Source organism: Pseudomonas silensiensis (assembly GCF_050434865.1).
Taxonomy (GTDB): domain Bacteria; phylum Pseudomonadota; class Gammaproteobacteria; order Pseudomonadales; family Pseudomonadaceae; genus Aquipseudomonas; species Aquipseudomonas fluorescens_W.
The window spans coordinates 208,690-230,210 of sequence record NZ_JBNDJH010000002.1 but is presented as its reverse complement, the minus strand read 5'-3'; the positions used below and the strand labels follow the sequence as shown (position 1 = coordinate 230,210).

The 21,521-nt window shown below is 52.4% G+C and carries 20 protein-coding genes; 7 read left to right on the top strand and 13 right to left on the bottom strand.

All coding sequences use genetic code 11. The annotated features are described in order from the left end of the window. The first annotated feature begins 262 nt into the window (after positions 1–262). The 5 genes from QF010_RS03555 (at position 263) to QF010_RS03535 (ending at position 2,459) form a co-directional block, all read left to right on the top strand. Positions 263–532 carry a hypothetical protein gene (locus QF010_RS03555; RefSeq protein WP_429380302.1) on the top strand — a complete coding sequence of 90 codons (270 nt, stop codon included), beginning with the start codon at positions 263–265 and terminating at the stop codon, positions 530–532. Positions 533–604: 72 nt separating this feature from the next. Beyond that, a complete protein-coding gene (locus QF010_RS03550; protein WP_429380304.1) occupies positions 605–1,018 on the top strand; it encodes an uS10 family ribosomal protein in 414 nt (137 codons plus the stop codon). Further along, a complete protein-coding gene (locus QF010_RS03545; RefSeq protein WP_429380306.1) occupies positions 1,018–1,710 on the top strand; it encodes a Crp/Fnr family transcriptional regulator in 693 nt (230 codons plus the stop codon). The genes QF010_RS03550 and QF010_RS03545 overlap by 1 nt, the downstream gene beginning before the upstream one ends. Continuing rightward, complete coding sequence (locus QF010_RS03540) at positions 1,707–1,928, top strand: hypothetical protein (RefSeq protein WP_429380308.1); 222 nt, start codon at positions 1,707–1,709, stop codon at positions 1,926–1,928. The genes QF010_RS03545 and QF010_RS03540 overlap by 4 nt, the downstream gene beginning before the upstream one ends. Positions 1,929–1,931: 3 nt before the next feature. Continuing rightward, positions 1,932–2,459 carry a hypothetical protein gene (locus tag QF010_RS03535; protein ID WP_429380310.1) on the top strand — a complete coding sequence of 176 codons (528 nt, stop codon included), beginning with the start codon at positions 1,932–1,934 and terminating at the stop codon, positions 2,457–2,459. 3 nt (positions 2,460–2,462) lie between these two features. Here the strand turns inward: QF010_RS03535 and QF010_RS03530 are convergent, their stop codons facing one another. Beyond that, positions 2,463–5,729, bottom strand: a complete 3,267-nt coding sequence (locus QF010_RS03530; protein WP_429532484.1) for a UvrD-helicase domain-containing protein — start codon at positions 5,727–5,729, stop codon at positions 2,463–2,465. Positions 5,730–5,989: 260 nt separating this feature from the next. Further along, a complete protein-coding gene (locus QF010_RS03525; protein ID WP_429380314.1) occupies positions 5,990–8,689 on the bottom strand; it encodes a PD-(D/E)XK nuclease family protein in 2,700 nt (899 codons plus the stop codon). Positions 8,690–8,858: 169 nt separating this feature from the next. Here QF010_RS03525 and QF010_RS03520 point away from each other — a divergent pair, with 169 nt between their 5' ends. Beyond that, a complete protein-coding gene (locus tag QF010_RS03520) occupies positions 8,859–9,626 on the top strand; it encodes an EAL domain-containing protein (protein WP_429380316.1) in 768 nt (255 codons plus the stop codon). 27 nt (positions 9,627–9,653) lie between these two features. On the opposite strand, the gene QF010_RS03515 is transcribed toward QF010_RS03520, so the two are convergent. The 10 genes from QF010_RS03515 to QF010_RS03470 all read right to left on the bottom strand — a co-directional run bounded on the left by QF010_RS03515 (position 9,654) and on the right by QF010_RS03470 (position 19,373). Beyond that, a complete protein-coding gene (locus QF010_RS03515) occupies positions 9,654–10,691 on the bottom strand; it encodes an ATPase, T2SS/T4P/T4SS family (RefSeq protein WP_429380318.1) in 1,038 nt (345 codons plus the stop codon). Between the two features lie 90 nt (positions 10,692–10,781). Continuing rightward, a complete protein-coding gene (locus QF010_RS03510) occupies positions 10,782–11,297 on the bottom strand; it encodes a type II secretion system protein (protein ID WP_429380320.1) in 516 nt (171 codons plus the stop codon). Beyond that, positions 11,294–12,466, bottom strand: a complete 1,173-nt coding sequence (locus QF010_RS03505) for a type II secretion system F family protein (RefSeq protein ID WP_429380322.1) — start codon at positions 12,464–12,466, stop codon at positions 11,294–11,296. The genes QF010_RS03510 and QF010_RS03505 overlap by 4 nt, the downstream gene beginning before the upstream one ends. Positions 12,467–12,481: 15 nt before the next feature. Continuing rightward, on the bottom strand, positions 12,482–12,949 hold the full coding sequence (locus QF010_RS03500; protein ID WP_429380324.1) for a prepilin-type N-terminal cleavage/methylation domain-containing protein: 468 nt from the start codon (positions 12,947–12,949) through the stop codon (positions 12,482–12,484). A 15-nt stretch (positions 12,950–12,964) separates the two neighbouring features. Further along, a complete protein-coding gene (locus tag QF010_RS03495; protein WP_429380326.1) occupies positions 12,965–14,737 on the bottom strand; it encodes a GspE/PulE family protein in 1,773 nt (590 codons plus the stop codon). A 14-nt stretch (positions 14,738–14,751) separates the two neighbouring features. After that, the gene (locus QF010_RS03490; protein WP_429380328.1) at positions 14,752–15,411 is read right to left on the bottom strand and encodes a hypothetical protein; all 660 of its coding nucleotides are present in this window, start codon (positions 15,409–15,411) and stop codon (positions 14,752–14,754) included. A 2-nt stretch (positions 15,412–15,413) separates the two neighbouring features. Then, the gene (locus QF010_RS03485; protein ID WP_429380330.1) at positions 15,414–15,836 is read right to left on the bottom strand and encodes a hypothetical protein; all 423 of its coding nucleotides are present in this window, start codon (positions 15,834–15,836) and stop codon (positions 15,414–15,416) included. A gap of 73 nt (positions 15,837–15,909) precedes the next feature. After that, positions 15,910–16,842, bottom strand: coding sequence for a hypothetical protein (locus tag QF010_RS03480; protein WP_429380332.1), 933 nt, complete (start codon positions 16,840–16,842; stop codon positions 15,910–15,912). Further along, positions 16,842–18,482 (bottom strand): type II secretion system protein GspD, encoded by a 1,641-nt coding sequence (locus QF010_RS03475; RefSeq protein WP_429380334.1) that lies wholly within the window; start codon positions 18,480–18,482, stop codon positions 16,842–16,844. Before QF010_RS03475 ends, QF010_RS03480 begins: the two co-directional genes overlap by 1 nt. A 9-nt stretch (positions 18,483–18,491) precedes the next feature. After that, a complete protein-coding gene (locus tag QF010_RS03470; protein WP_429380336.1) occupies positions 18,492–19,373 on the bottom strand; it encodes a hypothetical protein in 882 nt (293 codons plus the stop codon). 128 nt (positions 19,374–19,501) lie between these two features. Between QF010_RS03470 and QF010_RS03465 the strand changes: the two genes are divergently transcribed. Next, on the top strand, positions 19,502–21,007 hold the full coding sequence (locus tag QF010_RS03465) for an HD domain-containing protein (RefSeq protein WP_429380338.1): 1,506 nt from the start codon (positions 19,502–19,504) through the stop codon (positions 21,005–21,007). Positions 21,008–21,054: 47 nt separating this feature from the next. On the opposite strand, the gene QF010_RS03460 is transcribed toward QF010_RS03465, so the two are convergent. Beyond that, positions 21,055–21,519 carry a hypothetical protein gene (locus QF010_RS03460; protein ID WP_429380340.1) on the bottom strand — a complete coding sequence of 155 codons (465 nt, stop codon included), beginning with the start codon at positions 21,517–21,519 and terminating at the stop codon, positions 21,055–21,057. Between the last annotated feature and the right edge of the window lie 2 nt (positions 21,520–21,521).

The window sequence follows — 21,521 nt, the reverse complement described above, 5'->3', positions numbered from 1 at the left end:
CCCACTTTGGCTGGAACTCCTTTGGAATCGGAATAGTATCAGTGGCCTCAGAAACCGAAAGCCAAAACACCCCCTGAAAATTCCAAACCCAAAATTGGCCATGACTGATCAGTCATGACTTCACTTCGGGAGGATATGCGAAAGACAGTTGGCGACGCCGTGAGTGTCGTTACACTGCCTGGCGCAGGGCCTAATTCCAGGGGTTGACGTAGTTCACTATGCTCGCCCAAAGGCGCCAGCATCACCTTGGAGAATGCGACGTTTGAACAATTGGTACCGACAGTGGAAGCAACGAATCATCAGCCAGGCCGCCGACAGGCATCAGCAATCCCTTGTCGATGTTGAAGCAGTGAATGACGCCGAATTACTGGCTCTCTACGACTTGATCCTTGGATCGCTGTCAGGTCCGATGACCATCCAAGTGCGCAAAAACCCACCCCTGTTTTCGGCCTGGCGTCTTCATCGCTCACAAAAAGCTTTCGCCCGGGCCGTACACCATCACAAAAAAATATTGGGGTTTTCCCAATATTAAGTCTCAAAAGGGCCGAAAAAGGAGCACTCCCTACCCACTATTAGGGGAATAGAGTGTCTACAGGTCTGCTCCATGTACAGCGAAGCAAAGCACGTTAAGCCTTGGGATCTTGCCGATCCCAAGTCAATGCGGTCGAACTTTACCTCTGAGAGCTTTTACATCGTCATCGAGGGCCTGGACACTCAAGCCGTTCGCCAAGCCGCATCCATTATTAAAACCTCATTGCTGAGGACATCTGGCATCCGGATCAAGGGACCTCTTGCCCTTCCGACTGAACGCCGCCGGCATGTGATTTTGCGCGAACTCAACTCCGACGGCTCGGGCGGGCTTTACTGCGCAAATGCTAAAAGAGTGCAGGGCGTCCTCTTGGTGATGAGGCCAACCTCTGAGGCGATTGCGTCTCTGATCTCGCTGTATTTGCCCACCAGTATCAACGCCAAGATCGAGCCTTATCAGGGCCAGTACGATTTGAAGGACGCAAAATAATGGCGACGATGAAAAGCCCATCCCTCACTCTGCTCGAAACCCCCCAACCAGCTTGGTTTGGCACCGCGCCGCATGCCGGTAGTTGGGGGAGTTGGCTCCTGCAAGGCTCCGCCTATGGCAGCGTCATCGATCTCAACGCCAATCAACCATTGGTAGCCGACAAGGGCGATTTCTACATCCTCCTGAGCGGCTGCATCATCGTCCATGGCGTTTCGCCCCAGAGTTCAAGCAAACCTATCTTCGTCGACGCGCTGCGCCGCGGGGATGTGATCTGCCCTCTTAGGCATGACCAGGTGAAATTTCTATACAAGACAAGGACCCCTGCGTCACTGCTGAAAGTGTCGAAGGACAAGTACCAGGCCTTCATGAACGACCTCAAATACAGCGAGACTGTGCTCCTCGCTGCCGAGCTGCATCTCATGGCGCTACATTCCAACGCCGCGCACCTCCACTTTGCCAAGGACTTGGAGCGGATTGAGCGCGTGGTCAATGTGTTGGTTCAGCATCCCGATTCGACGCACACTCCGCGCGGCATCGAGGTTCAAGCCAGCAAGGAAGAAATTCGAACGTTGGCCGGTGTGGAGCGGCGGTCTGGGAGCCGCGCTTTTAAAACCCTGGAAGATGAAGGCGTGCTCTTCTTCAACGGCTACAAGGCGTTCTTCTACAAGGCGCCTCGAAAGGAAATGGCATGAGTACGGGTAAGAACTTGGCTGTCAGTAAGCTCGCTGCGTACGCAGAAGATCCTGTTGCATTCGTAAAGGCCGGCGGCGGTGCCTACAACGCAAAAGCCGCTCGAATGGGAACGGCCGCACATGCTCGGATCGGCGCTGGCCCGAACAAGGCTCTATTCATCATCGGCCTGATCATCCTGATCGCCGCCCTCCTCTATTTCAAAATCATTCCGGTCTAATCCATGTATACAGTGATCGGTTTAATCCTCCTTGGATTGGCGCTCTACTTTCTGCTCAAGGCCAAGGCTCCTGCGCAGATATTTAAGCTCTTTGGACTGAATGAAGCCCTGCACGAATTAGTCGGGTCCGATCTTGGGAGTGGACATCCTCGTCGCCGGATCGGCGCGCTGGGCGTAGGTGGTGAGCCGGATGCGATCTTCAAAGTGAAACGCTCAGGCCGAATCATCATCGGCGAATTCAAGAACCGGAAGCACAAAGGGGTTGTGCGACGCCGTGAGTTTTATCAAGTGCAGCTCTACATGGGCCTGGCTGCAATCAATTTCAAAACCCAGGATGTGGTTGGGATGCTCGCCTTCAATGACCAGTGCATTGAGATCCCTTATGACCACGAATTGTTCGAGGCTCTCATTGGCCTCCGAGGTGAGGTTGTGAGTTCGATGCATAAAAAAAGGGCGCAAGATTCGCGCCCCCTTCACCGCCGCCGAAGCGTGACCCCTCGAAGCCGCAAGATCCGGTTCGAAGGGCGCTAAGGTTTAGGCTGCTACCTCGATGAATCCATCGAATGCTGGGTAGAACAGCGCCTTTTTGATTTTCAGGTTAATGCCTGCGTCTCTCACAGCGCGCTCGTACTGCTGCATCTTCGGTGCGTAACGGGCGGCCTCACGCTGGAGAAACACCTGAGGGTTCATGCCTACGGGACAATCAGGCGACTTGTAGTCGCAAATCCAATAGGTGTCGTCATCTACGAACGACAGATCAAGGTACCGGTGAACCCACCGACCGCCCATGTAGGCGCTAACCTGAACCTCTTGCCCGGAGCCTGGGCGCTTTTTCAGAATCCACTGTCCACGCGGGCTCTGAATGGTCTTCACCACGAGATCAATCACCCGAGCGACAGCAGATGGGACCTCGGCAGCAGGGTATCCTTCACGGCGCAGTCGCGACGAAATCGCTTGAGCCTTGGATTTCACCCGCTCTTCAGTCCACGTATCCACACCCTCTTTGCCGATCAGCTCTACCACCCAGTGGAATACAATCCCTACTGTCTTCGCGCGATAATCACTCCCCTCTTCTTCGCGCAACTCATCGTTCAGCTCGGTCTCAGTTGGCATCTGATCGTTGCTCGCTGCCGGGATGAACGCGCCTTTCGGCAGTTGGACACTGTAGTCGGCATCCAAACGTGCTTTCGACGGTACACCAGTTGTGACTGGGGCAGAGATTGGAATCCCACTCTCCACCTGGCTGACGATATCGCCGACCGCCGGCCAGAGGCATTCAAGCAACGATCCAGACGCTGGCTTGATCGTCGAGGAGATGTAGCCACCCTCCTCAGCATCTTCCTCGTCTTCATCATCCATCAGGCGGCCAACAGCCGTCACCAGATAGCAATCCTGTTTGGCACGGGTGGTACCGACGTACGCCAGACGTCCGCGTTCTTCGATCAGGTCCTGACGAACCATTTTGCCAATGAAACTGAACAGTCGGCTCTCAGGAGTGGTTTTGTCCAGATGCCCCAGGTTGGGAACGATCGTGAAAATACCCGCTGCCTGACGCCAGTAGAACAAGGGGGTCTCGTCCCGGCTGCCCTTTTTGTTCAGGCCCGGAATGATTACGCAATCGTATTCAAGGCCCTTGGCTTTGTGCATGGTCATGGCGGTGACAGATCCGGGCTTTGGACTCGCGTATGCGCTGTCGATATCACCGAAGAAAGCTTGTGGGTCAGTCAGGTCGCCAGTTTCAGTGTGTTTGGCGAGTAGCTTGAAAATGGTCTCTACGTCATCCATCTCCCCCTCATTCACAGTTGCGGGGCCGCCCAGCGCCATCCAGGTCGATTTAACGGCCCACGCCAACTCTGCGCCACGGCTGGAGCGATCAACGCTGTCCAGAACGCTCAGAAGGCGTTTAACGCGAATGCGCCCGTCAGGAGAGAGTTGCTCTTGAACAGCCTCGCTTTTCAGCGATTCATGAACCACCTGACCGCCGCGCGCTACAGTGAGGCAATCCTTCCAGCTCAAGCCCACAAAGGATGCTCGGCAGAGCGTCAGCCAAGAGGTGCGATCACCGGCATGCCAACGAGCGCGGGTCAGTGCGATCACTTCAGTCACCGGAACAGATTCCGAAATTGGATCGATGTCTTGGCCGGTCACTTCAATGCCCTCGGCTTTTAGCTCGGGCAGGATGTATTTCAGGTGGGAACGCCCACGCACCAGAATCGCGATGGACTTGGTCGGATCTTTGGCTTGCACGTCCTTGATGATGCGTGCGACTTCCTGCGCTTCACCAATGGGCCCGGTCGACACTGGCCGAACGTGGAAGCCACCCTCGCCCCCGCGAAATGGCACAGATGGCACGAACTTGAATGGCGAGTTTGCGAAGATCTTCGCGTAGGTCTCGTTGTTCCAGTTCACGACGCCCGGAGATGAGCGGAAGTTCACGACAAGGTAAAGCACCTCCAGCTCCTTCGCGCCAAAGGTTCGGGACTCAACCATGTTGTTGAAGAGCGTCACGTCCCCACCACGAAAGTAGTAGATCGCTTGCATCAAATCGCCACAGAAAAAGATGGACCGACCATCAGTGTTTTCCCAGTGCGCAGTCAGCAGCAGCAACAGGTCGAACTGGGCCTGGTTGGTGTCCTGAACTTCGTCCACGAGGATGTGAGCAATACGGTCTTCATCCAGCAGTGCATCACCCACACTCTCTTCGGTACCGAGCGACTGAATGGCGCGCTGGGCAATCTCAGGGAAGTCGAGCGAGTTGGTCGCCTCGAAAGTGAGTGTCAGGTTCGCCAGCAAGTAACGCAGAATGATCGTGAAGTGTCGGCACATCTCTGCCGACGCTTCTGGGTATTGCAGGTCCGGGAGCGATGCCAAAACGCACAGGGCATCCGAAAACTCTTCGGCCTGACCATTCCCCTTGATGCTGGCCAGCAGGCCGTTCATCTCTTTGGTCAACTCGTGCTTCGCTGGAAAGCCATTTCGAGAGTCAACCTTGGAGCGGAGTTTGCCTTCCTTGGTAAGCATGTAACCGGCAAAGTCGCGCAGATATGCCAGGCAAGCTGGATCGGTCGACAGGCTAGGCCGCGAAACCGCCCACGGAAACTCTGAGAACACGCCAGAGGCGGCGGTGGTGCAAGCCATGCAGGATTCAACGTCGGTGCCGCGAATTGCCTCCAGCGCCTGATCGGCGGCCTGCAGGACCATGTCAGAAACAGCCTCCTGCATGACACCGATGTCCAGGTTCATGATTCGGCTGGCCCACTGGTCACGCTTGGCCAACAGGTTGGCAAACATCGGCACCAGCGTTTCAAAGCGGTTTTTAGCGAAACCCAGCACGGCCTTGAGCGCATCAGCCAGTGCTTCCGGCAAATCGTCGTCATTGACCGACTGCAGGGTCTCAAGAATGGCAAGACGGTAAATCCGCGATGCGTCATCAGTCGTCTTGCCGCCGCCCAACCCGGACATGATCGGGGTTTTGCTGGCCAGAAAGGCGCAGAAGCTGTCGAAGGTCATGATACGCAGACGGCTTGGGTTCAGAAGCAAGTTCCACCCCAGCTGCTTGTCACGCTCCAGCACCAAGCGCGCCAGATTGTATTGCGGAATTTCATGCGCCGCAGTGGGCACGATGCCGGTGGCCGCCTGCGACAGCGCACCCATGACACGCTCCACGATTTCAGCAGCGGCCATGTTGGTGAAGGTGATCGCCAGCACTTCTTCTGGACGCTCTACCGTCGTCAGGCAAGCCAGCAGACGCAATTGCAGGGTTGTGGTTTTACCTGAGCCCGCTGGGGCCATCAGCGCCATGGAACGGCGTGGATCAATAGCCAGCGCCCGAACAGCGCCATCGTGCGGATTCAAAGCAGCAATGGCTTCGAAAATTGGATCGAGGTGTGGAAGGCTTGGCAGCTGTACGAATGCGGTCATCTGGGAAACTCCTTTGTGATGGACCCAGATTAACGGCGGGAAAATGTGCCACCACCCTCAGCGACATCCACCCAAAAAGAAAAAACCCGGATCAGGGGTTGCCCGTCCGGGGTTTGAATGGAGCTGGTTGAGTTCGCTGGTTAGCGAGCCAGATCGGCCAGGTACTCGTAACCGATTGGGTACGTGTTCCCTCGAAGCTGAAGATTTGCCAACCCTTCGATGAAGCCAGCACTCATCGAGTCCAGTGCAGTCGCCCATTCGTCCCGCTGTTCGTGCCAAGCATCCTCAAAAGCACTCAACGGTGGGACTTCACCCTTCCCCTTCTTGATGAGTGCTGGGGTGAAGTTACTGCGGGTATGAAAACCCAAGGATTTTGAGTTGACCTGGGCCAGCGAAACACCGTCAATGCTGGTAGACCCTTTACCTTGGAGATCGATCTGAGTGGCGTAGATGGGCAACTGAGGTTCAGTCATTTTGCGAGCATCGAGGCAGTTCTTTCTCAGCGTGTTGCCGGTCTTGTAGTCGTGGACGACGTCACGATAGGTCTCTTTTTTCGCATCAAGGAAAACTCGGTCCCGGCGGTCAATACGAACAGTCAATGACAGGTCCCCGATTTTGATTTCATGCGGTTCTTCAAATCCCAGGACCTCAAACTCAAACTCGCGCAGCTTCTCCAGTTCAAGCCATTCAATCACCAGCGCACACAGACGCATCTGTTCAAGGCTGATGAGGCGAGCACCGTAGCGCCAGATGAGTTTGTTCAGGAGCTTCTCAGATGCACCGGCAACGTGCCCCTGAACCTTGTCGAACAGTTCCTCGTCATTCATCGCCTTGAGGGCTTCAGAGGTGCGGACATCACGCCAGAAGAGTTCAAGAACAAGGTGAACCATCGTCCCCTGAATCTGCGGATCAAGTCCGATAACTGGTACCGGAAACATCTGAGCCTGCAAGCGGTTAATCGCAAAGGCGAAGAACGGGGACTCAGCGTAGTTTTTGAAGATAGCTACGCCACCCTTGAGAGTCGTCAACTCGTCAGCAGATACAGCCGGGACCTCCTCAGGATCGAATACAGCGCGGTTCAATGTGCCGAGCATCTGGTCGATGAACAGCCCCTTAGATTCAATCTTCGGCGACGTTGAAGGCCAGGTACCAAACAGCTCGCTAGCCCCCAGAGGAGCACCTTTCTCGTTATGGGAAGCACACGACACGGTAACCGACTCGCTTGTGCTCAGCAGCGCGGCAACGACCTTTTGTGCGCGGATCAACGTGGCTTCGCTGGAGGCTTCGGCAATGCCTGCCGCGATTTGCAGGTCAGTTGGAATAAACGGCGAAGGCTCAGCACGCTCAGGAAGTACTGTGTTGGCAGCGCCGAGCACCCATACCGCATCAAACGTCAGGCCGATGGCGTCCTCATAGCCAAGGATGGACACCGGCGCGACGTGGGAGATCCGAGGCTGGAACTGACGGGTGTCAACGATTTCGCGAAGCCACATGAACGCACGAGCATATGGAACCGATCCGAGTTGTCCATCGAGCGTGCGGAACAGAGCTAGTGCCTCTTCCCATGCCTTCAATGTCTGAAATGCCGCGCTGTCGAGTTCGCGCTGGCCAGGCCACCCCATGCCTTCAAGAGACAAATTGAAGTGTTCAGCCCACTCGGATGGATATCGTTCAGAGGCTCCGGTGATCTGCGCTTCCAAGTGGCCGGCGAAGCGAGCACGGAAATCAGGTACGGCACCGCCTTTGTACGCAGCAATCGCCCGCAGAAAGTCATTGCCTCCCATATTGAGGCCCATGTTTTGGCGCAGCCAAACATCAAGCAAAGCACGGCACGCCCCCTCCGCCATAGACCCGCTAATCCAACGCGAACGCAGAACACGACTCAAGGACTCAAGTTCAGCCTTCTGCGGGGTAAGCGACAGGATGTCCATCGCGGCGCGAATCATTGGCTTGCTTCCAAGAGTCGCACCACTTGAAATGTCCCATGGCGCGCGCACCTCGCCGTTATCTCCGGCGGGTAAAAGAGAGCCAGGGCTAGCGTGGAGACTCAGTGCCTCAAGCAAGGGAGTTTGCTGAGTGCGAAGGTCCGCAACCAAAATCGCAATCGTAGGAGCGGCCAGTGGTGTTTCAACATATGGTGCCAGCTGTTCGCCAACCCACTTGGCAAGTTCAGCATATTCAGCCACCGCGTTATGAGCTCGCACCATTCGAGGCGTTGCTTTCTCCCCTTCAGTGGAGACTTCAATCAATTCCGTCCCACGGCTTTGAAGTGCTTGAAAAACAGCTCGCTCAGCAGGATTCATGTCGATCATGCCGACAATTACAATTTTTTCTGGAACATCCAGTAGGCCGGCATTGATGGCCTGCAGAAGACGGGCAGGAAGGTGGGCACGGAAGACAAACTTCTTCGCCGCGCAGACAGCAGCAAGCTGCTCCTTCCACTTAAAGAAGGCCTCGAACTCATCCTTGAACGCGAAACGCTCACGATCCATCGGGATTTGGTATTTGTGGACCAACGAGTACGCTTGGCTGATACGCCGTGCAGCGTTCGTGGAGGAGATCATGTTCGCCGGGAGCAAACCTGACTGATCGATAACCGACTTAACAACGGCCAACTCCTGGATGGGATAGAGCAGCTGTTCATCAGGCATCAGGTCATGCCATGCCGATTCCAGCCAGGAGGTGATAGTTAAGATCTTCCCTTTCGCAAACCATGCCTTCTTGCCGTCCACAGACTGCAATAGGGACGATTGCATTTTCAGATGTCGAGCTACACGCTCGGTTGAAGCGAGGATCAGCGTGCCGTCAGTCAGTGCAGCCAAGTGAGTCAGAAAATTCATGAATATTTGCCTCCCATTTCGATAAGCCCAGCATAACGACGGGTTGCTGTGCCACCAGGCCATGAGAAGGACAAGCCTATATTTTGCCGACCTCCAGAAAAAAGGCCCGAAACGGATCACTCCCTACCCACTATTAAGGGTGAATGCATCCATTTTTGGATTTCCCCACATGAAGCCGAGTTCTACCGAAACATTGGTGTGCCCACAGCCGGGTCTGGGTTATCAAAGCTACTGGCTGGCCTACCAGCCAATCGTCAACATCAAATCCGAGGCTCGGAACGTAATCGCATTTGAGTCCCTACTTCGAGTGCAGATCGATGGTGTCGCTCATGGCCCCGCCGCCGTGGTAGCTGCCGCCGAAATGGACGGAAGTATCGTCACGATTGATAGATGGGTTTTACAGGATGTCATTAGACTCGCCATCACACGGCCAACTCTCCACGTATGGGTCAATGCCTCCCAGATCTCGATTGGCCACCATTCGTTCCTGGATGATGCTATTCAATCCCTGGTCGAGAGCAGAACAATCGAGCGTGTGGCGTTTGAGATCACCGAGACCGCCGATATCGACGCGTCAGTTCTGGCCAAGCGACTGGATGCGTTGAAGGTGAAGACATTAACGCTCATGGTCGACGACATCCGCGACGGGTATGCAAAGCGATCGCTCCTGCAGAACAATGCAGTTGCTGGTTGCAAGCTATCGCGCGAAACAACGCTAGAATTGCAGACATCGGAAAGGGTCAGAGCGGAAGTTCAGCGCCTAGTGAAGCACTGCCGTTTGCTGGGTAAGAGAGTGGTGCTGGAGGGTATCGAGAACGAAGCTGATTTGGCTTTAGCTACGAGCATGGGAATTGAGTTCGGTCAGGGGTATCACTTCGGCTACCCCGCAGAGCCGGCAAAGCTGCAGATCTACACCGAGATGCAGGCACCAAAGTAAAAGGGCTACGCGAGTAGCCCTCAAGCATCACAGACGAACATCGATGTCATTAAGCCGGCCGCGGCGATTAACCCACTCGGCAACCTCATCCTTTTTCAACTTACGAGACCGCACCATGTCCATGGCTACCTCGGACATATTTTTGCGACCTTGACGTTGCATTTCGGCCATCAACTGATTGAGACGCTCTGGCCCAGTCTCAATAATCGAGCGGACCTGAGATGTTACGTAAAGGGATTCATAGATAGGAACCGGAGGTCGGTCCTGATCGCCGTGGCGAACGATGTGCTGCCACCACAAGCCACGCAGAGTGCTCGGTAGAATCCTCAGGTACTTACTGTCAACCAAGGCCTGCATTCGCAGAATGATGTCGATCGCGCTGTCAGCATGAAGCGTCGCATAGACGCTGTGGCCTGTAGATGCAGCCAGGATAGCTGCGTTTGCTGTTTCAGGATCTCGGATTTCACCGACCATAATGGTCTTACGGTTCTGACGCACAAAATCCTTGATCGCTTCAGCAAACGAGTCGACGTCAGTCCCGACCTCACGCTGGATGACACCAGTACCAGGAAAGATAAATTCGATTGGTTCTTCAACGGTACCTAACCCACCGCGGGTGCGACGCCCCATCTTTTCCATCGCGGCGATCATCGTCGTCGACTTACCCGAACCCATTTGCCCAGCAAAAATCGTTAGGCCAGTACCCTGGGTAAGTTGCTGTACGACTCCCCAATCAAGGTTCAAATCCTCGCGAAACCGCGGCACAGTCGACATCAGTCGGCGCATGCTTACCCCCATACCAGCGACTGAACTGGCTAGGAGGCATCGATAACGATGACCCAGGAATGGCTGTGTGAAGTTCGCAGAAAGGGTCCTCTTGGATTTCACCTTCTCTGTACACATCTGTTCGAAAAAATCTCGCCAAGGACCAGGCGGAGTCATTGCAGCGAACAGCCCCGTATTGTCCTCCATTTCGAGAATTTTTTGAGTTAGATAGATGTTGGTCGCATTCTCGGGCGACATCTGCGCATTTGGTTCATCACTTGCATTTGTAACCGCCCCCATAAAAAGCTCCCTTTTAAAACCTGGATCATGAATCAAGAAATAGGCTTGATGTTTCTAATAATAATGTTAACTGCTACATTCAATTAAGAATTACCGTGTTGCTTCACCGCTCAAAAAGCGCTTTTGTGAAATAACCCAAGACGGATTCACAGACCGTGATGGCTTAGACGTAACAATGACTCTAGTGTTTCCATTAACAGTCAACGTTTCCATACCGGCGTAGTTATCTTGTAGAAAGGTTAAATCAACCGCGACATAACAGCGGGCGGAGTCAAACTTCACAAGAAAATCTGTGCCAAGTGAGTTCTTAACAGGCAGATCGTAGTTTTTACTCAGCAATGCTTGAAGTGCCTGGGTCGAAGCCCAATTAGGGAGCGATGGGTATGTATGCACCATCTGGCCTTGGGCATTCATCGTACTGGTCAGCACATTTTTTCGGGCAGACTCACAGACCTGAAGAATCATTCTTGCTTGTTCAATGGATGCCCCGGCTCGCGCTTGCAGCATACGATCAGAAATGTTTGGGATGATCGCAGCGCCCAGCAACCCAAGAATCGCGAGTACAACTGCGATCTCAACCAGAGTGAAACCAGATGACCGCTTCATGACATATGCTTTAGTGCTTGGTTCAAGTTAACGATAGGCATATAGAAACCGATCGCAAGCATCGCAATACTAATCAGCATCATAAGAAAGCCAACAAAAGAACAAGTATTGGTTATTTTTTCAGAGTAACTGAAATAGTAGGCCTTCAGAGCTTCCGTTAAATTCTGTAGAACCACATCACGACCTTCAGGGTTTTGATCTTCAAATCCTTGTAGGTTTTGACTGATAAGTTCAGGCCACTCGGGATTATCAAAGGCATCACTTAACTTTCGACCCTCAGACAATCTTTCGCTAGCCTCAAGATACAAGCTATGAGTAAGACCTTTAGAGCGCAACTCAAGAAATTTAAAAATTTGCGGATTGTTGAATCCACTTGCCTGAAGCAAATGATAAGAGGTAACAAAATCCATTCCACGACGAATCTTAATACGGTCATTTATAAACTTCAGAACTGGCAAGTCTCTTGCGCTTTTCCAGATCTTATCTCTGAAGAGGTACCCAGCGCATAGTCCTCCAACAATCAGAACAAAGTACTGGGTATACAGGCGATATAAAAACATGACCAGGTCGCTGAGACCATTCAACTGCAATGGGATACGTTGCACTACAATAAAGTCATTAATAGCACTACCAGCAAAAAGCGGTATCGCAATTATGAACGCAAGACCTAAGCAGGAGTAAACCAGACCCTGACGCAGAGCCTTACTAAATTCTTTTGTGACCGCCACATGATCTGAAATTGACTTGGCGGCCCTAAACAGTGATGCAGGCAATTTACCTACTTTGTCACCCGCATCCGCAATCTGGATAGCTGTACTGTCAAATCGCAAAAGTTCAAGGTAGTCTTTAGGAGTTTCACAAACATCGAGCTGTGCGTCTGTTATTTTTAAACGCTGATAAGGAACCGATTCCTTTACTGCCTTGCCGATCGTTTTACCTGAAGTCAACTTTGAAGCGATGGTCGTCAGGAATAGCACCTGCTCAACAAGAGGGAACTGACGACCTTTAAACAACGCCTTAAGGCCACCAAAATGATCGATCGACACCGCCTGAATGATATGAGCTGGTTGACCACATTTGGTAATCGCTTGCTCGCGAGTTTCCGCATTGACCGTCTCAGAACCAATAGATCCCGATTGACCGATATAGCGTACTGACCAGTAAGGCATTGTTTTAATCCTCGATCAGTTGCAGCGATAGGCCACGTTGATGCTACCTGTGCCGCTGGCAGTAGCCGAAACAACGTTGTTGCTGCTTGCCAAGGCTGTAGCCATGTCACCAGCAACTTTAGTGTCCGATGAGTCGATCGTGTAGTTGATCGTAACGGTGTTCGAAGTAACAGAAGACACCGTCCAGGCAGTATTCCATACAGTCAGCGGAGGCAGACCGCGATCTTGTAGAAGTGCCTTCGTGATGCTGGCGGCGCTGCAAACGTTGGTACGAGCAACCTGTTTGGTAATTGCCGAAGGGAAGTCTTTACCAAGCAGGCTAAGCGCAGTGCTGTACTTCGCATCCTCCTTGTTCTGCAGCAAACCTGGAATGGCGAAGTAAATCAGCATGGCCAAAATCGCGAGAACAATCGCGATCTCAACCAAAGTAAAGCCTTTTTGCTTTTTCAAGGCTTTGAAACGTTTAACATTTGGAATTTTCATCTCGATTTCCTTCGTTTATAAAACAGGCGCCAGGGGAGCGTGGTTGTGTCCATGTTGCGGACTACTGGTAGGGTTTGTGTTATTACTGACAACTTGTGCCCCGCGAATCCGATCCGTCATATACGGGCGAAGTGGCTTTTCAAGTTGCTCGAATCCGAGAACGCCTTCTCGAACCAACCGCAACCCATCATCCCAAAGATCCTGAAAAGAACCATCTGCGATGCCATTTCGACGAATCAAACTCGGAGGAACTCCGTTCAAAATTGCCTCTTGAACCTCAATGGAAACTTCTAATATTTCGAGAACTGCATGACGCCCTTTAAGCCCACCTGAGTCCTTTCCACATTTGTCGCACCCCTCAGGGTTCGCTTTATAGAGACAGATAGCTGTATCACCTGGCGACTTCAAAAATGCTGCGTTGTTTGAATAAAGGTCGTGCCTGGTTTTATCCGAAGTGAAGAGGTATTGCTTCTTGCAATGGCTACACAGTTTCTTGACTAAGCGCAGAGCAACGATTGCCGTGGTATTCGCCGCCAGAATATCTCGGGCGATATCCATCTTCTCCAAACGACCGATGCTTTCATGCGCATTGTTTGTGTGGAGTGTAGATAGCAACAAGTGACCAGTCATGGCGCCACGAAATGCCAAGTCGGCGGTTTCGTTATCACGAATTTCACCAACCAAAATCACGTCAGGGTCTTGGCGGAGAATTGCTCTAAGACCCATCGCAAATGTCATGAATTGAGTTACCTCAGTATGAGACATCCCCTCATGTTGGATTTCAACTGGATCTTCAAGTGTTTGATAGTTTTGATTCGGATTGTGTCGATATATATCCAGCATCATAGCATTCAATAATGTCGTTTTACCTGACCCTGTCGGACCAGTTACGAGAATCATACCGTTTGGCTGGTTGCCAACACGTTTTAGAATCTCAAGAATTCTTGCGCTAAGACCAAGCTTATTAATACTCGCAAGTGATGCATTACTTCCGAGAAGTCGAAGTACCAGCTTTGGACTTTTATCCGACCCACGTGTAACAGGGATCGAGCTGACTCGAATACCAATCTTTTTGCCCTTGTTTATTTCAAAGTCAAATTTACCATCCTGGGGAACACCAGTCTCAAGGGTAAGCTGGCTTTTTGTTTCCATAACGACTCGGACAATCGAATCGTGTAACGCAATCGGATATGACCGCTGGGAAAGCAAATCGCCATCGATGCGGTAACGCACGGACACCCGATCACTTTGTGTAGGTTGTAGGTGTATGTCTGACGCATCCTTTTTAGAGGACTCGAAGAGCATCTCATCAATACGCTGAAGTGCCCGAAGCTTCTGGGCTTCTTTATCATCGAGGCTCGAGTCATCATCGTCGATATCGATAGAACGTAGCGCTTCTAGCTTCACCGCCGAAATCACACCAAGCGTAATTCCCTTTCGATCAATACCTGAGCGGCGCACAAACGCCATAGCCTGCTCTGATGCTTTTGAGTCAAGCGGGTTGGTCATGTAGACGGTATTGTCATAGATAAGCCAGCTATCCATGTTTGGCGGCATTGTGGCCTGCCGACCTTCCTCTACTTCAAGGAAAACCTTCCGGCCAAGTGCTTTACCAACTGCGGAAGCAACGGCATTTTCATCGTTCGCGAGACGGTTGATGTCTGGAATGATGCTTTCGATGTTCTCAGCAATCGCCATCGCTTGTGCTTGGGCAAAACTAATCCTTCCTTCATCAACAAGAATTTGAAGAATTTGTTTCTGCCGTTTAAGAACTGAATCTGTTGTCATTTGACGCTCGCTGATTACTTAGCCGACCAGTTAATAGAGATTGTCTGCAAGCCCTTGGGACCTTTTAAAAAGGCCTGATCAACATTGAATTTAGTCAAAGTTAGATCGTTAACTTTTTCACCAATTCGAACGACATGATCACCATCGTTTGTCCGAATAGTCACGGAAGACGCCTCAACTTTCACAAGCTGAAGGATTGGTTTTTCTTCCTCGGCCGGAGGTTTCTTTTCTGCCTCAACGGGCGGCAGCGGCTGCGGCGGTCGCGCTCCCATTGGTGGTTGCGGCCCCTGAAATGCTTGAGGCGGAAGCATGCCCTGCTGGTCTGACAAAAATGGCATCCCATTAGGTGCAGTCTGGGTTTGCCCAGGCGGATTGCTTCCCGTGTCAAATGGGTTTGCTTCAGTCGGGCGGCCCTTACTACGAACCTCAATTGCCAACGTTTGAATGTTTTTGACGCCTAATGGCAACCCACCTTCGTCGACGATGACGCTTGCATCAGACATCTTCTTCCAAGAGTCCGCCATTTCAGCCTGAAGCTTCAGCTGATCACGCTTATAGCGCATCGTTTCCAGCGTTTGTTCACGCTCTAAAACCTTGTCGACTTCGTCAGCAAGAACCGGAAGGGTTACACATAGCGGTAACAAGCAAAACGCGATTTTGGATAGCGAATTCATCATCAGGTACCTACAACCGTAATGTTCAGTTTCATGATTCCGCCTGAGATCGAATAGTCGTACAGGAAGGTCGGAACCTGGCTTTGGATCTTTTTAACAACCGACAGAACTAACTGCGGTTTCCCTGAAACTATCGCTGTCCAGTTACGCAGCGGGCCGACGTAGGTATGCTGTAGCTCCGCTTTACCTGTGTCGTCCAGGGGTTTGAACTCCACCCCAACAACCTCAGCAATAGCGGTCGCTTTTCGCCAAGACCCTTCTAGTTTTGGAAGTATCTGGACCTTATTGATCTCGTCGATATCATGTTGATATTGGCTATTTACTGAATCCAAACTGGCATAGTCATTTGGCAATCTTCTGGCATCGCCGAGCGTCATCGTCAGCTTCATTCCGCCCATAGCAACAACTGCCAATGCAATAAGCATCGGACTGGTAAAGGCAGGTTTTGAAACAGCCTTACGTTGCGTGTTTTGCCGTATAAAACGCTTAAGTTGAAATTTAATAACCCACCCCCTTCAACACGGGGCTGACATTAAGTTGATACTCAAGGTTTGCAGTAAGCTGCGATGTTACTCCATCTACCTTTTTGGAAAGGTCGATCGGGAACTTCGGCCGAGTTATAAATACGTGACCAGTTGTGAAGCTATTCAGTTGCCCGGTCAGTGTTGGCGAGCGCATTAAAGGGTCGTATTCAATCAATTGACTGATTCGAGTGATAGTTCCGGAATCATCAGGGATTACAAGCAGTCGTTCTTTGAGGAGCTCAGCGGCTCGCTGCTCAAGATCTCGGGCCTGAGCCTTTTTGGACTCATACTCGGCCATATTGATCTTGTACACGGTTTGCATTGCGTAGTTGTAAACGCCAAACGCAGCGGCCATCACGATGCAAAAGGATGCAGCCACGTACCAACGCTTTGTATGCTCGTGCTTTTGTTTTTCGTACAACTCGATACGAGTAAACGCAGGTGACGAAGGAAGCCGTAAGCTTCTAACGTCGACCTTAATCAAAGTTGCTTTTGCGAGTTCGTCATCGTAATCATCAGGAATGTGATTATCGAAGTACTCGGACGACTTCAGAATGTTTGCTGGGTCAGACCAATCACTCTGTGGAACCATCCGCAGATATTGACCACTGGTAGGGTCTGATTGAAGTGCTACAACTTCAGATAGACCAAGAGTTACCAGATTATTGGCAAACAAAATCTGCCAGAGGCCATAAACCGTAATCCCAGGATAGGAATCCCTATGTTTATGTAGCTCGTTTTCATCGATGTAGATTGCCGGGCGGCCATCAGCACCCCTTGGCTCGATCTCTGTGAAGATCTCGTTTTCAGAAGTAGCCGCGAGCGCATCTGTGCCGATGCTATCTCGGATGATGATGATTTCTTGACCATCAACTTCAATCGGTACGCCAAGCAGCAATTCAGGCATTAGTTAACGCCCTCTACCAGTGTAGGGGTGACCACCAGAACGAGTTCGCGGCGATCAAGGCTGTTGTTGATGCTCTGTGTCAGTGGGTTCAGGACTGCCTTGGTAACGAGGTTCTGCCAAGGCAACTGACGCAAAGCTTCGTTCATACGCTTGGTGATCAGGCCGCCGAGGTGGACTGACTTACCCGATGAAGTAATGAGCTGGGTGCTGAACTCTTTCAGGTTCACGCGTGGCGTTTGAAAGGAGAAGTCGCCAATCGCGATTGTGTCCGGGGCATTCAGGTTCGAAATCACCGGCCAGACGTCGACCAACAGTTTGTCATCCTCCAGAACTCGGACTGTCACGCTGAGTGTGACACCCACCTTCAGGCGAGAAAGCTTCGGTGTGACCGTCGCATTGCCGTTCTGGTCTTGAGACTGCTCAACGTCAACGATGTAGGTCAGTTCTTCACCGGCATAGATCTGCGCTGGTACGCCGTTGCGAACGGTGATGTTTGGCTGGTCTTTCAGCTCAACGCGACCGAACTCCTCCAGGAACCGAACAAGTACCGAAGCGTCAACGTGGTCGGATGTATAGGTACCCTTTACGTTCCAGAACGGATCTGTTGTCGCCGGCGAGGTGTTGAACAGCTGCAGGCCCAGCGGGTTGCCGTTGACGGTGGACTTAACCAGCAGGTTCCAGTCGATGCCCTTTTGGCGACCGTCGTCGAGAACAACGTCATAGGCCTCAATCTGAACGTTAACTACCTTGGTAGCTTCCGAGATTGCCCGCTTGAAGTAACGGTCCAGCACCTTCATCTTCGAAGGTCTGCCGCCGGCGGTCACGATGCCAACCGAGCGGATACCCTCGATATATGCAGGCACATCAGATGCGTCACTCACGCCAGGCATCGGAGCAGGCGTTTGTACGTCGAAGTTCAGGCCTGAATTGGGAATGCCCGGGGGCAGCGCAGCACCAGGTCGGCTGGCGATTCCCATTGGCGAATTGCCCGTCAGCTGAACGCCGCGGTTCTGGCCGACAGTGACGCCCAGGATCGACTTGGCGCCTTCCATGATCTTCGTCCACTCATCTTCCGACAAGTTGAAGCCGATTGTGTTGCCGGTGGTTTGACCACCCGTGTCTTCATCGCGGGCATTTGTATCACCTGCTTTCGCGCCGCGTGTCTGGGTCGATGCGATGACGTTATTCACGTTGCGAGTGGATGCGAACGTGGCCAAGTTCCATTCGTGGGTTTGGAAGTTCGTTACGGTGATTCGATTCCCATCGATCGTGATATCAAGGTCCAGAGTCCCTTCGATGTACTCGATGAAATCGCCGACACTCATCCCTTGAGCTGCAACGTCAATTGGGGTTTTAAGATCCACTTTCCCCTTTGGGATGATGGAATACCCCGGCAGCGTTTGTTGCAGTACCTCGCGAAGCGTGATGCCCTTTTGGGTCAAGAAAATCTGCTTCGATTTCGCCTCGTCCTCACTCCGAATTTCACGGACATAAGTGTTGCCGCGGAGGGCCTGCATTTTGTCCGTGGCGCCTGGACGCAAAGAGGAGTACTGCTCCTCCTTGTTGAACTCATACGAGCTTTGGCAACCGATCAACCCAGAGGCCAGGGTGATTGCAAGGGCGAGATGCTTGATCTTCATGTACTGGCCTTAATCCGGACGATCGGTTAGCAGGATCATTGGTTGAGGGTTCCCTTGAGGGTCCTTCAAATCCCAGAAGTATTTGAAACGGACACGGGTGTCGCGAATCTCAGACGTGAGAGCTCGTAGCGCGACGTCGCGCGATTCCGTGGAGATGAACTGGTAGCGGCGGGTTTCGAGTTCGGGACGTTTTTTAAAATCGGTTTCCACATCCCAACCAACAGGCATGATTCCTTGCACAATCTGTTTGATCGTTGCGCCGTCAAACTTGGCTGTTACCGGCTCGTTGAGAACAAAGGTCGGATCGATTCGCTCGAGGATCACGCGTTTGTGCGCTGCGGATTCGATAACCTCGGCATTGTTCTCAGCCAACATCAGCAACTGGTCGCTGTGAGCTTTGATGCTTGCGATGTCTGCGACCTGCTCGACCTTCACACGCTCCGCCTGTGCTTGTGCCTGGCGGTTTAGCTCAAGGGCGCGCTGAATCTCTGCTTGCTGGGCAACGAGATCCTCACGCCGCTTAGCCGCGGCACTGACAGCAGTCTGCGTTGCGGCCTTCAGTTGACGCTCGGTTTCAGCACGAGCAGCCGTCAGTGCCTGCTTGTTCTGATCCAATTCTTGAAGCGTCTGGCGGTACTTCCGTTCAGTGTCCGTTTCTTTGATCGACGCCACGGGGTCGTCAATCGACAGATCGATCAGCAGTCCTGGGTTGGGCTTGGTCTGTTGATAGTCGACCGGCTGGTTGATGTTTTGCGCACGTCCAGCTTCGAAGGACCGATCGAACGGGGACATGGCTTGATTGCGAGCGAGGGCGCTATCGCTATACCCATTCGCTGCAAACACCGATTGGCAACCGATCATCAGTGCCAGGATTGACAGTGCATGCTTCAAAACAAAATCCTTCAGGAGTGACTGTTACCCTAATAGTGGGTAGGCAGTGATCCAAATCCGTCGTTTTGAATGGCATCTTTCCTAAAAAACCTGCATCTTTTTTAGGTCCCTTCTCAGGTGAGTCAAAAATGAGCTCCAGCAGCACCATAAAATTGTCTTCGGGCTTGATCGCCCTCTTCACGATGCTCTGCGTTTTGGTGGGGGTGTATGCGTTCTACCTGGAGGAGGTTGGTGCTGCTCTCGATTACCAGGCGGATGCATTGACACCCACCTGGTTCATGATCAAGCCGCAGTTCGTGATTGACGAAATTTCCAACGGTGGTCCGTTCGGCACACTCGCCGCAATCGCATTGAATATTGTCCACACCGTTTTTTACGCCGGGTTTGTGTACTCGCTCGTTACCTTGGTCCTCGCTCGATTTTTCAAAGCGAGGAACAAGAAAGCCCCGTCGGCCAATCCGGATGAATTGAGCCCGGCAGCGACGGGTCTCTATCCGTGTGCGATTGAAGGCTCCACGATGATGGTGATGATTCCCGAGGCTAGGAACCCAAAGACCGGGGAGATCATTTCCGGGGTCCAAGACGACGATCCATTCACGCAGATATTCATGCGTTGCGACCGTAAGCCAATTGTGACCTCCAGAGCACCGGTAACCCCCATCGAGAAACTTCAAATCGCAGTTTATGAGCTACTTGAAGCCCATCCAACGACGCCGGCCAGTGTTGGCCATCATCATGCCGACGCAACCTTGAAAGATCATTCGATTGAACTGTCCAAGGCTGTTGTTGCTTACATGAAGGAGCGGAATTGGGAGGAACCTTTGGCGCGTGTAGCTGGCCTGGCTCATGACCTCGACAAACTACTCGCTTACCAGGAAAAGAAGCCGGGGACGTGGGTAAAGCGCAAAGACGCTACCCATCACAACACCTACAGCGCTTACCTGATCGCACAGCAACCAGAGTTCGCCCTGCTACCACCTGAGGATCGGTTCACGCTGACGATGGCGCTGCGGTACTACCACCAACCGAAGTTCCTTCCGATGAACGCAGGCGAGCGCGTAGATCGTTTGATCGGCGCTATCCGGCATGCTGACGGTACTGCGATCCAAACAGAAAAAGCCGCCGGCATCGTTAATGCTAAGGATGCGGTTAACACCACAACCATCCTTGAGAGCGCGATGGAGCAGTTCTTTGTCAGAGCGGACATCAATGGGTACCAAGGCTCACATAACGCGGCAGGCTGGACTAAGGACGCCCTGGAATTCGTTATTATTCCAATGTCCAGAATCATTGAAAGCATTGGTGAGTTTGTACCGAATGAGCTCAGTCGGCAGCTTCAGCTCAACGTTGACTCTCGGAACTTCAATCACCCTGCAACCCCAGTCCTGATCGACCTACTGACCAAGATGGATTTGCTGAAAACCAAGCACAAAGCTGACGAGAGCCCAACTGGTCGGTGGGATGTGAAGATCGGCATGAAGCTGTTCAAAGCGTGCGTGCTTCTCGACAAGGACCGGATTTCTGAGATGGTTCCGGCGATTGTTCCGAAGTGGGGAATGTCGGCCTACGACATCAAAGTCCAGCGGCCGACACTCGATAAAATGCAGAGTGATCCAGCCGCGGACGGGGAATAAGTTTCAGCATGCGAAAACTTTTCCCCGGTTACGATCGGGGAAAAAGCTCATTGGGTTCCCAGAATTCTCAACGCCGCTTCAGTACGAATAACCCTCTCCGCGCGATCACTCTCCCCCATCTTGTTCCAGCAATGGTAGGCCTCCTCATACAGCGCTTGGCGCTCGGTGATACGGCAGATTGTGGCCTTGTACTCGTCGCCAGACAGATAGTCGTCAGCGAATTGCTTGAGCGTTTCGTCGCGGCCGGTTTCCCAAAGTAGTGACACCACAGTGTCGATCGTCTGCTTCCGGTTATCGCTGCTGATGCCTATGTACTTCAGCTTCAGGTGACCGCGATCATCTCGATACACGTACTGGCCGAGGATCTTCTCGGCGCTGTCGTACTTCCCGATATGAACTGCCTGGTCAGCACCGGAAAGCTGGCTTTGATCCTGGAGATCGGTCACCGAAGGGCCGGTGCATGCCCCTAAGGACATGCAAGCCAGAAGAACGACCGCGGAGGCCTTGTGCATGG

Excerpts from the sequence above, each read along its gene's own strand:
- QF010_RS03550 (WP_429380304.1), top strand. The coding sequence starts at position 605 with ATGTACAGCGAAGCAAAGCACGTTAAGCCTTGGGATCTTGCCGATCCC.
- QF010_RS03545 (WP_429380306.1), top strand. The coding sequence starts at position 1,018 with ATGGCGACGATGAAAAGCCCATCCCTCACTCTGCTCGAAACCCCCCAA.
- QF010_RS03540 (WP_429380308.1), top strand. The coding sequence starts at position 1,707 with ATGAGTACGGGTAAGAACTTGGCTGTCAGTAAGCTCGCTGCGTACGCA.
- QF010_RS03535 (WP_429380310.1), top strand. The coding sequence starts at position 1,932 with ATGTATACAGTGATCGGTTTAATCCTCCTTGGATTGGCGCTCTACTTT.
- QF010_RS03530 (WP_429532484.1), bottom strand. The coding sequence starts at position 5,729 with ATGGCGCTGATGGCCCCAGCGGGCTCAGGTAAAACCACAACCCTGCAA.
- QF010_RS03525 (WP_429380314.1), bottom strand. The coding sequence starts at position 8,689 with ATGAATTTTCTGACTCACTTGGCTGCACTGACTGACGGCACGCTGATC.
- QF010_RS03520 (WP_429380316.1), top strand. The coding sequence starts at position 8,859 with ATGAAGCCGAGTTCTACCGAAACATTGGTGTGCCCACAGCCGGGTCTG.
- QF010_RS03515 (WP_429380318.1), bottom strand. The coding sequence starts at position 10,691 with ATGGGGGCGGTTACAAATGCAAGTGATGAACCAAATGCGCAGATGTCG.
- QF010_RS03510 (WP_429380320.1), bottom strand. The coding sequence starts at position 11,297 with ATGAAGCGGTCATCTGGTTTCACTCTGGTTGAGATCGCAGTTGTACTC.
- QF010_RS03505 (WP_429380322.1), bottom strand. The coding sequence starts at position 12,466 with ATGCCTTACTGGTCAGTACGCTATATCGGTCAATCGGGATCTATTGGT.
- QF010_RS03500 (WP_429380324.1), bottom strand. The coding sequence starts at position 12,949 with ATGAAAATTCCAAATGTTAAACGTTTCAAAGCCTTGAAAAAGCAAAAA.
- QF010_RS03495 (WP_429380326.1), bottom strand. The coding sequence starts at position 14,737 with ATGACAACAGATTCAGTTCTTAAACGGCAGAAACAAATTCTTCAAATT.
- QF010_RS03490 (WP_429380328.1), bottom strand. The coding sequence starts at position 15,411 with ATGAATTCGCTATCCAAAATCGCGTTTTGCTTGTTACCGCTATGTGTA.
- QF010_RS03485 (WP_429380330.1), bottom strand. The coding sequence starts at position 15,836 with ATGCTTATTGCATTGGCAGTTGTTGCTATGGGCGGAATGAAGCTGACG.
- QF010_RS03480 (WP_429380332.1), bottom strand. The coding sequence starts at position 16,842 with ATGCCTGAATTGCTGCTTGGCGTACCGATTGAAGTTGATGGTCAAGAA.
- QF010_RS03475 (WP_429380334.1), bottom strand. The coding sequence starts at position 18,482 with ATGAAGATCAAGCATCTCGCCCTTGCAATCACCCTGGCCTCTGGGTTG.
- QF010_RS03465 (WP_429380338.1), top strand. The coding sequence starts at position 19,502 with ATGAGCTCCAGCAGCACCATAAAATTGTCTTCGGGCTTGATCGCCCTC.
- QF010_RS03460 (WP_429380340.1), bottom strand. The coding sequence starts at position 21,519 with ATGCACAAGGCCTCCGCGGTCGTTCTTCTGGCTTGCATGTCCTTAGGG.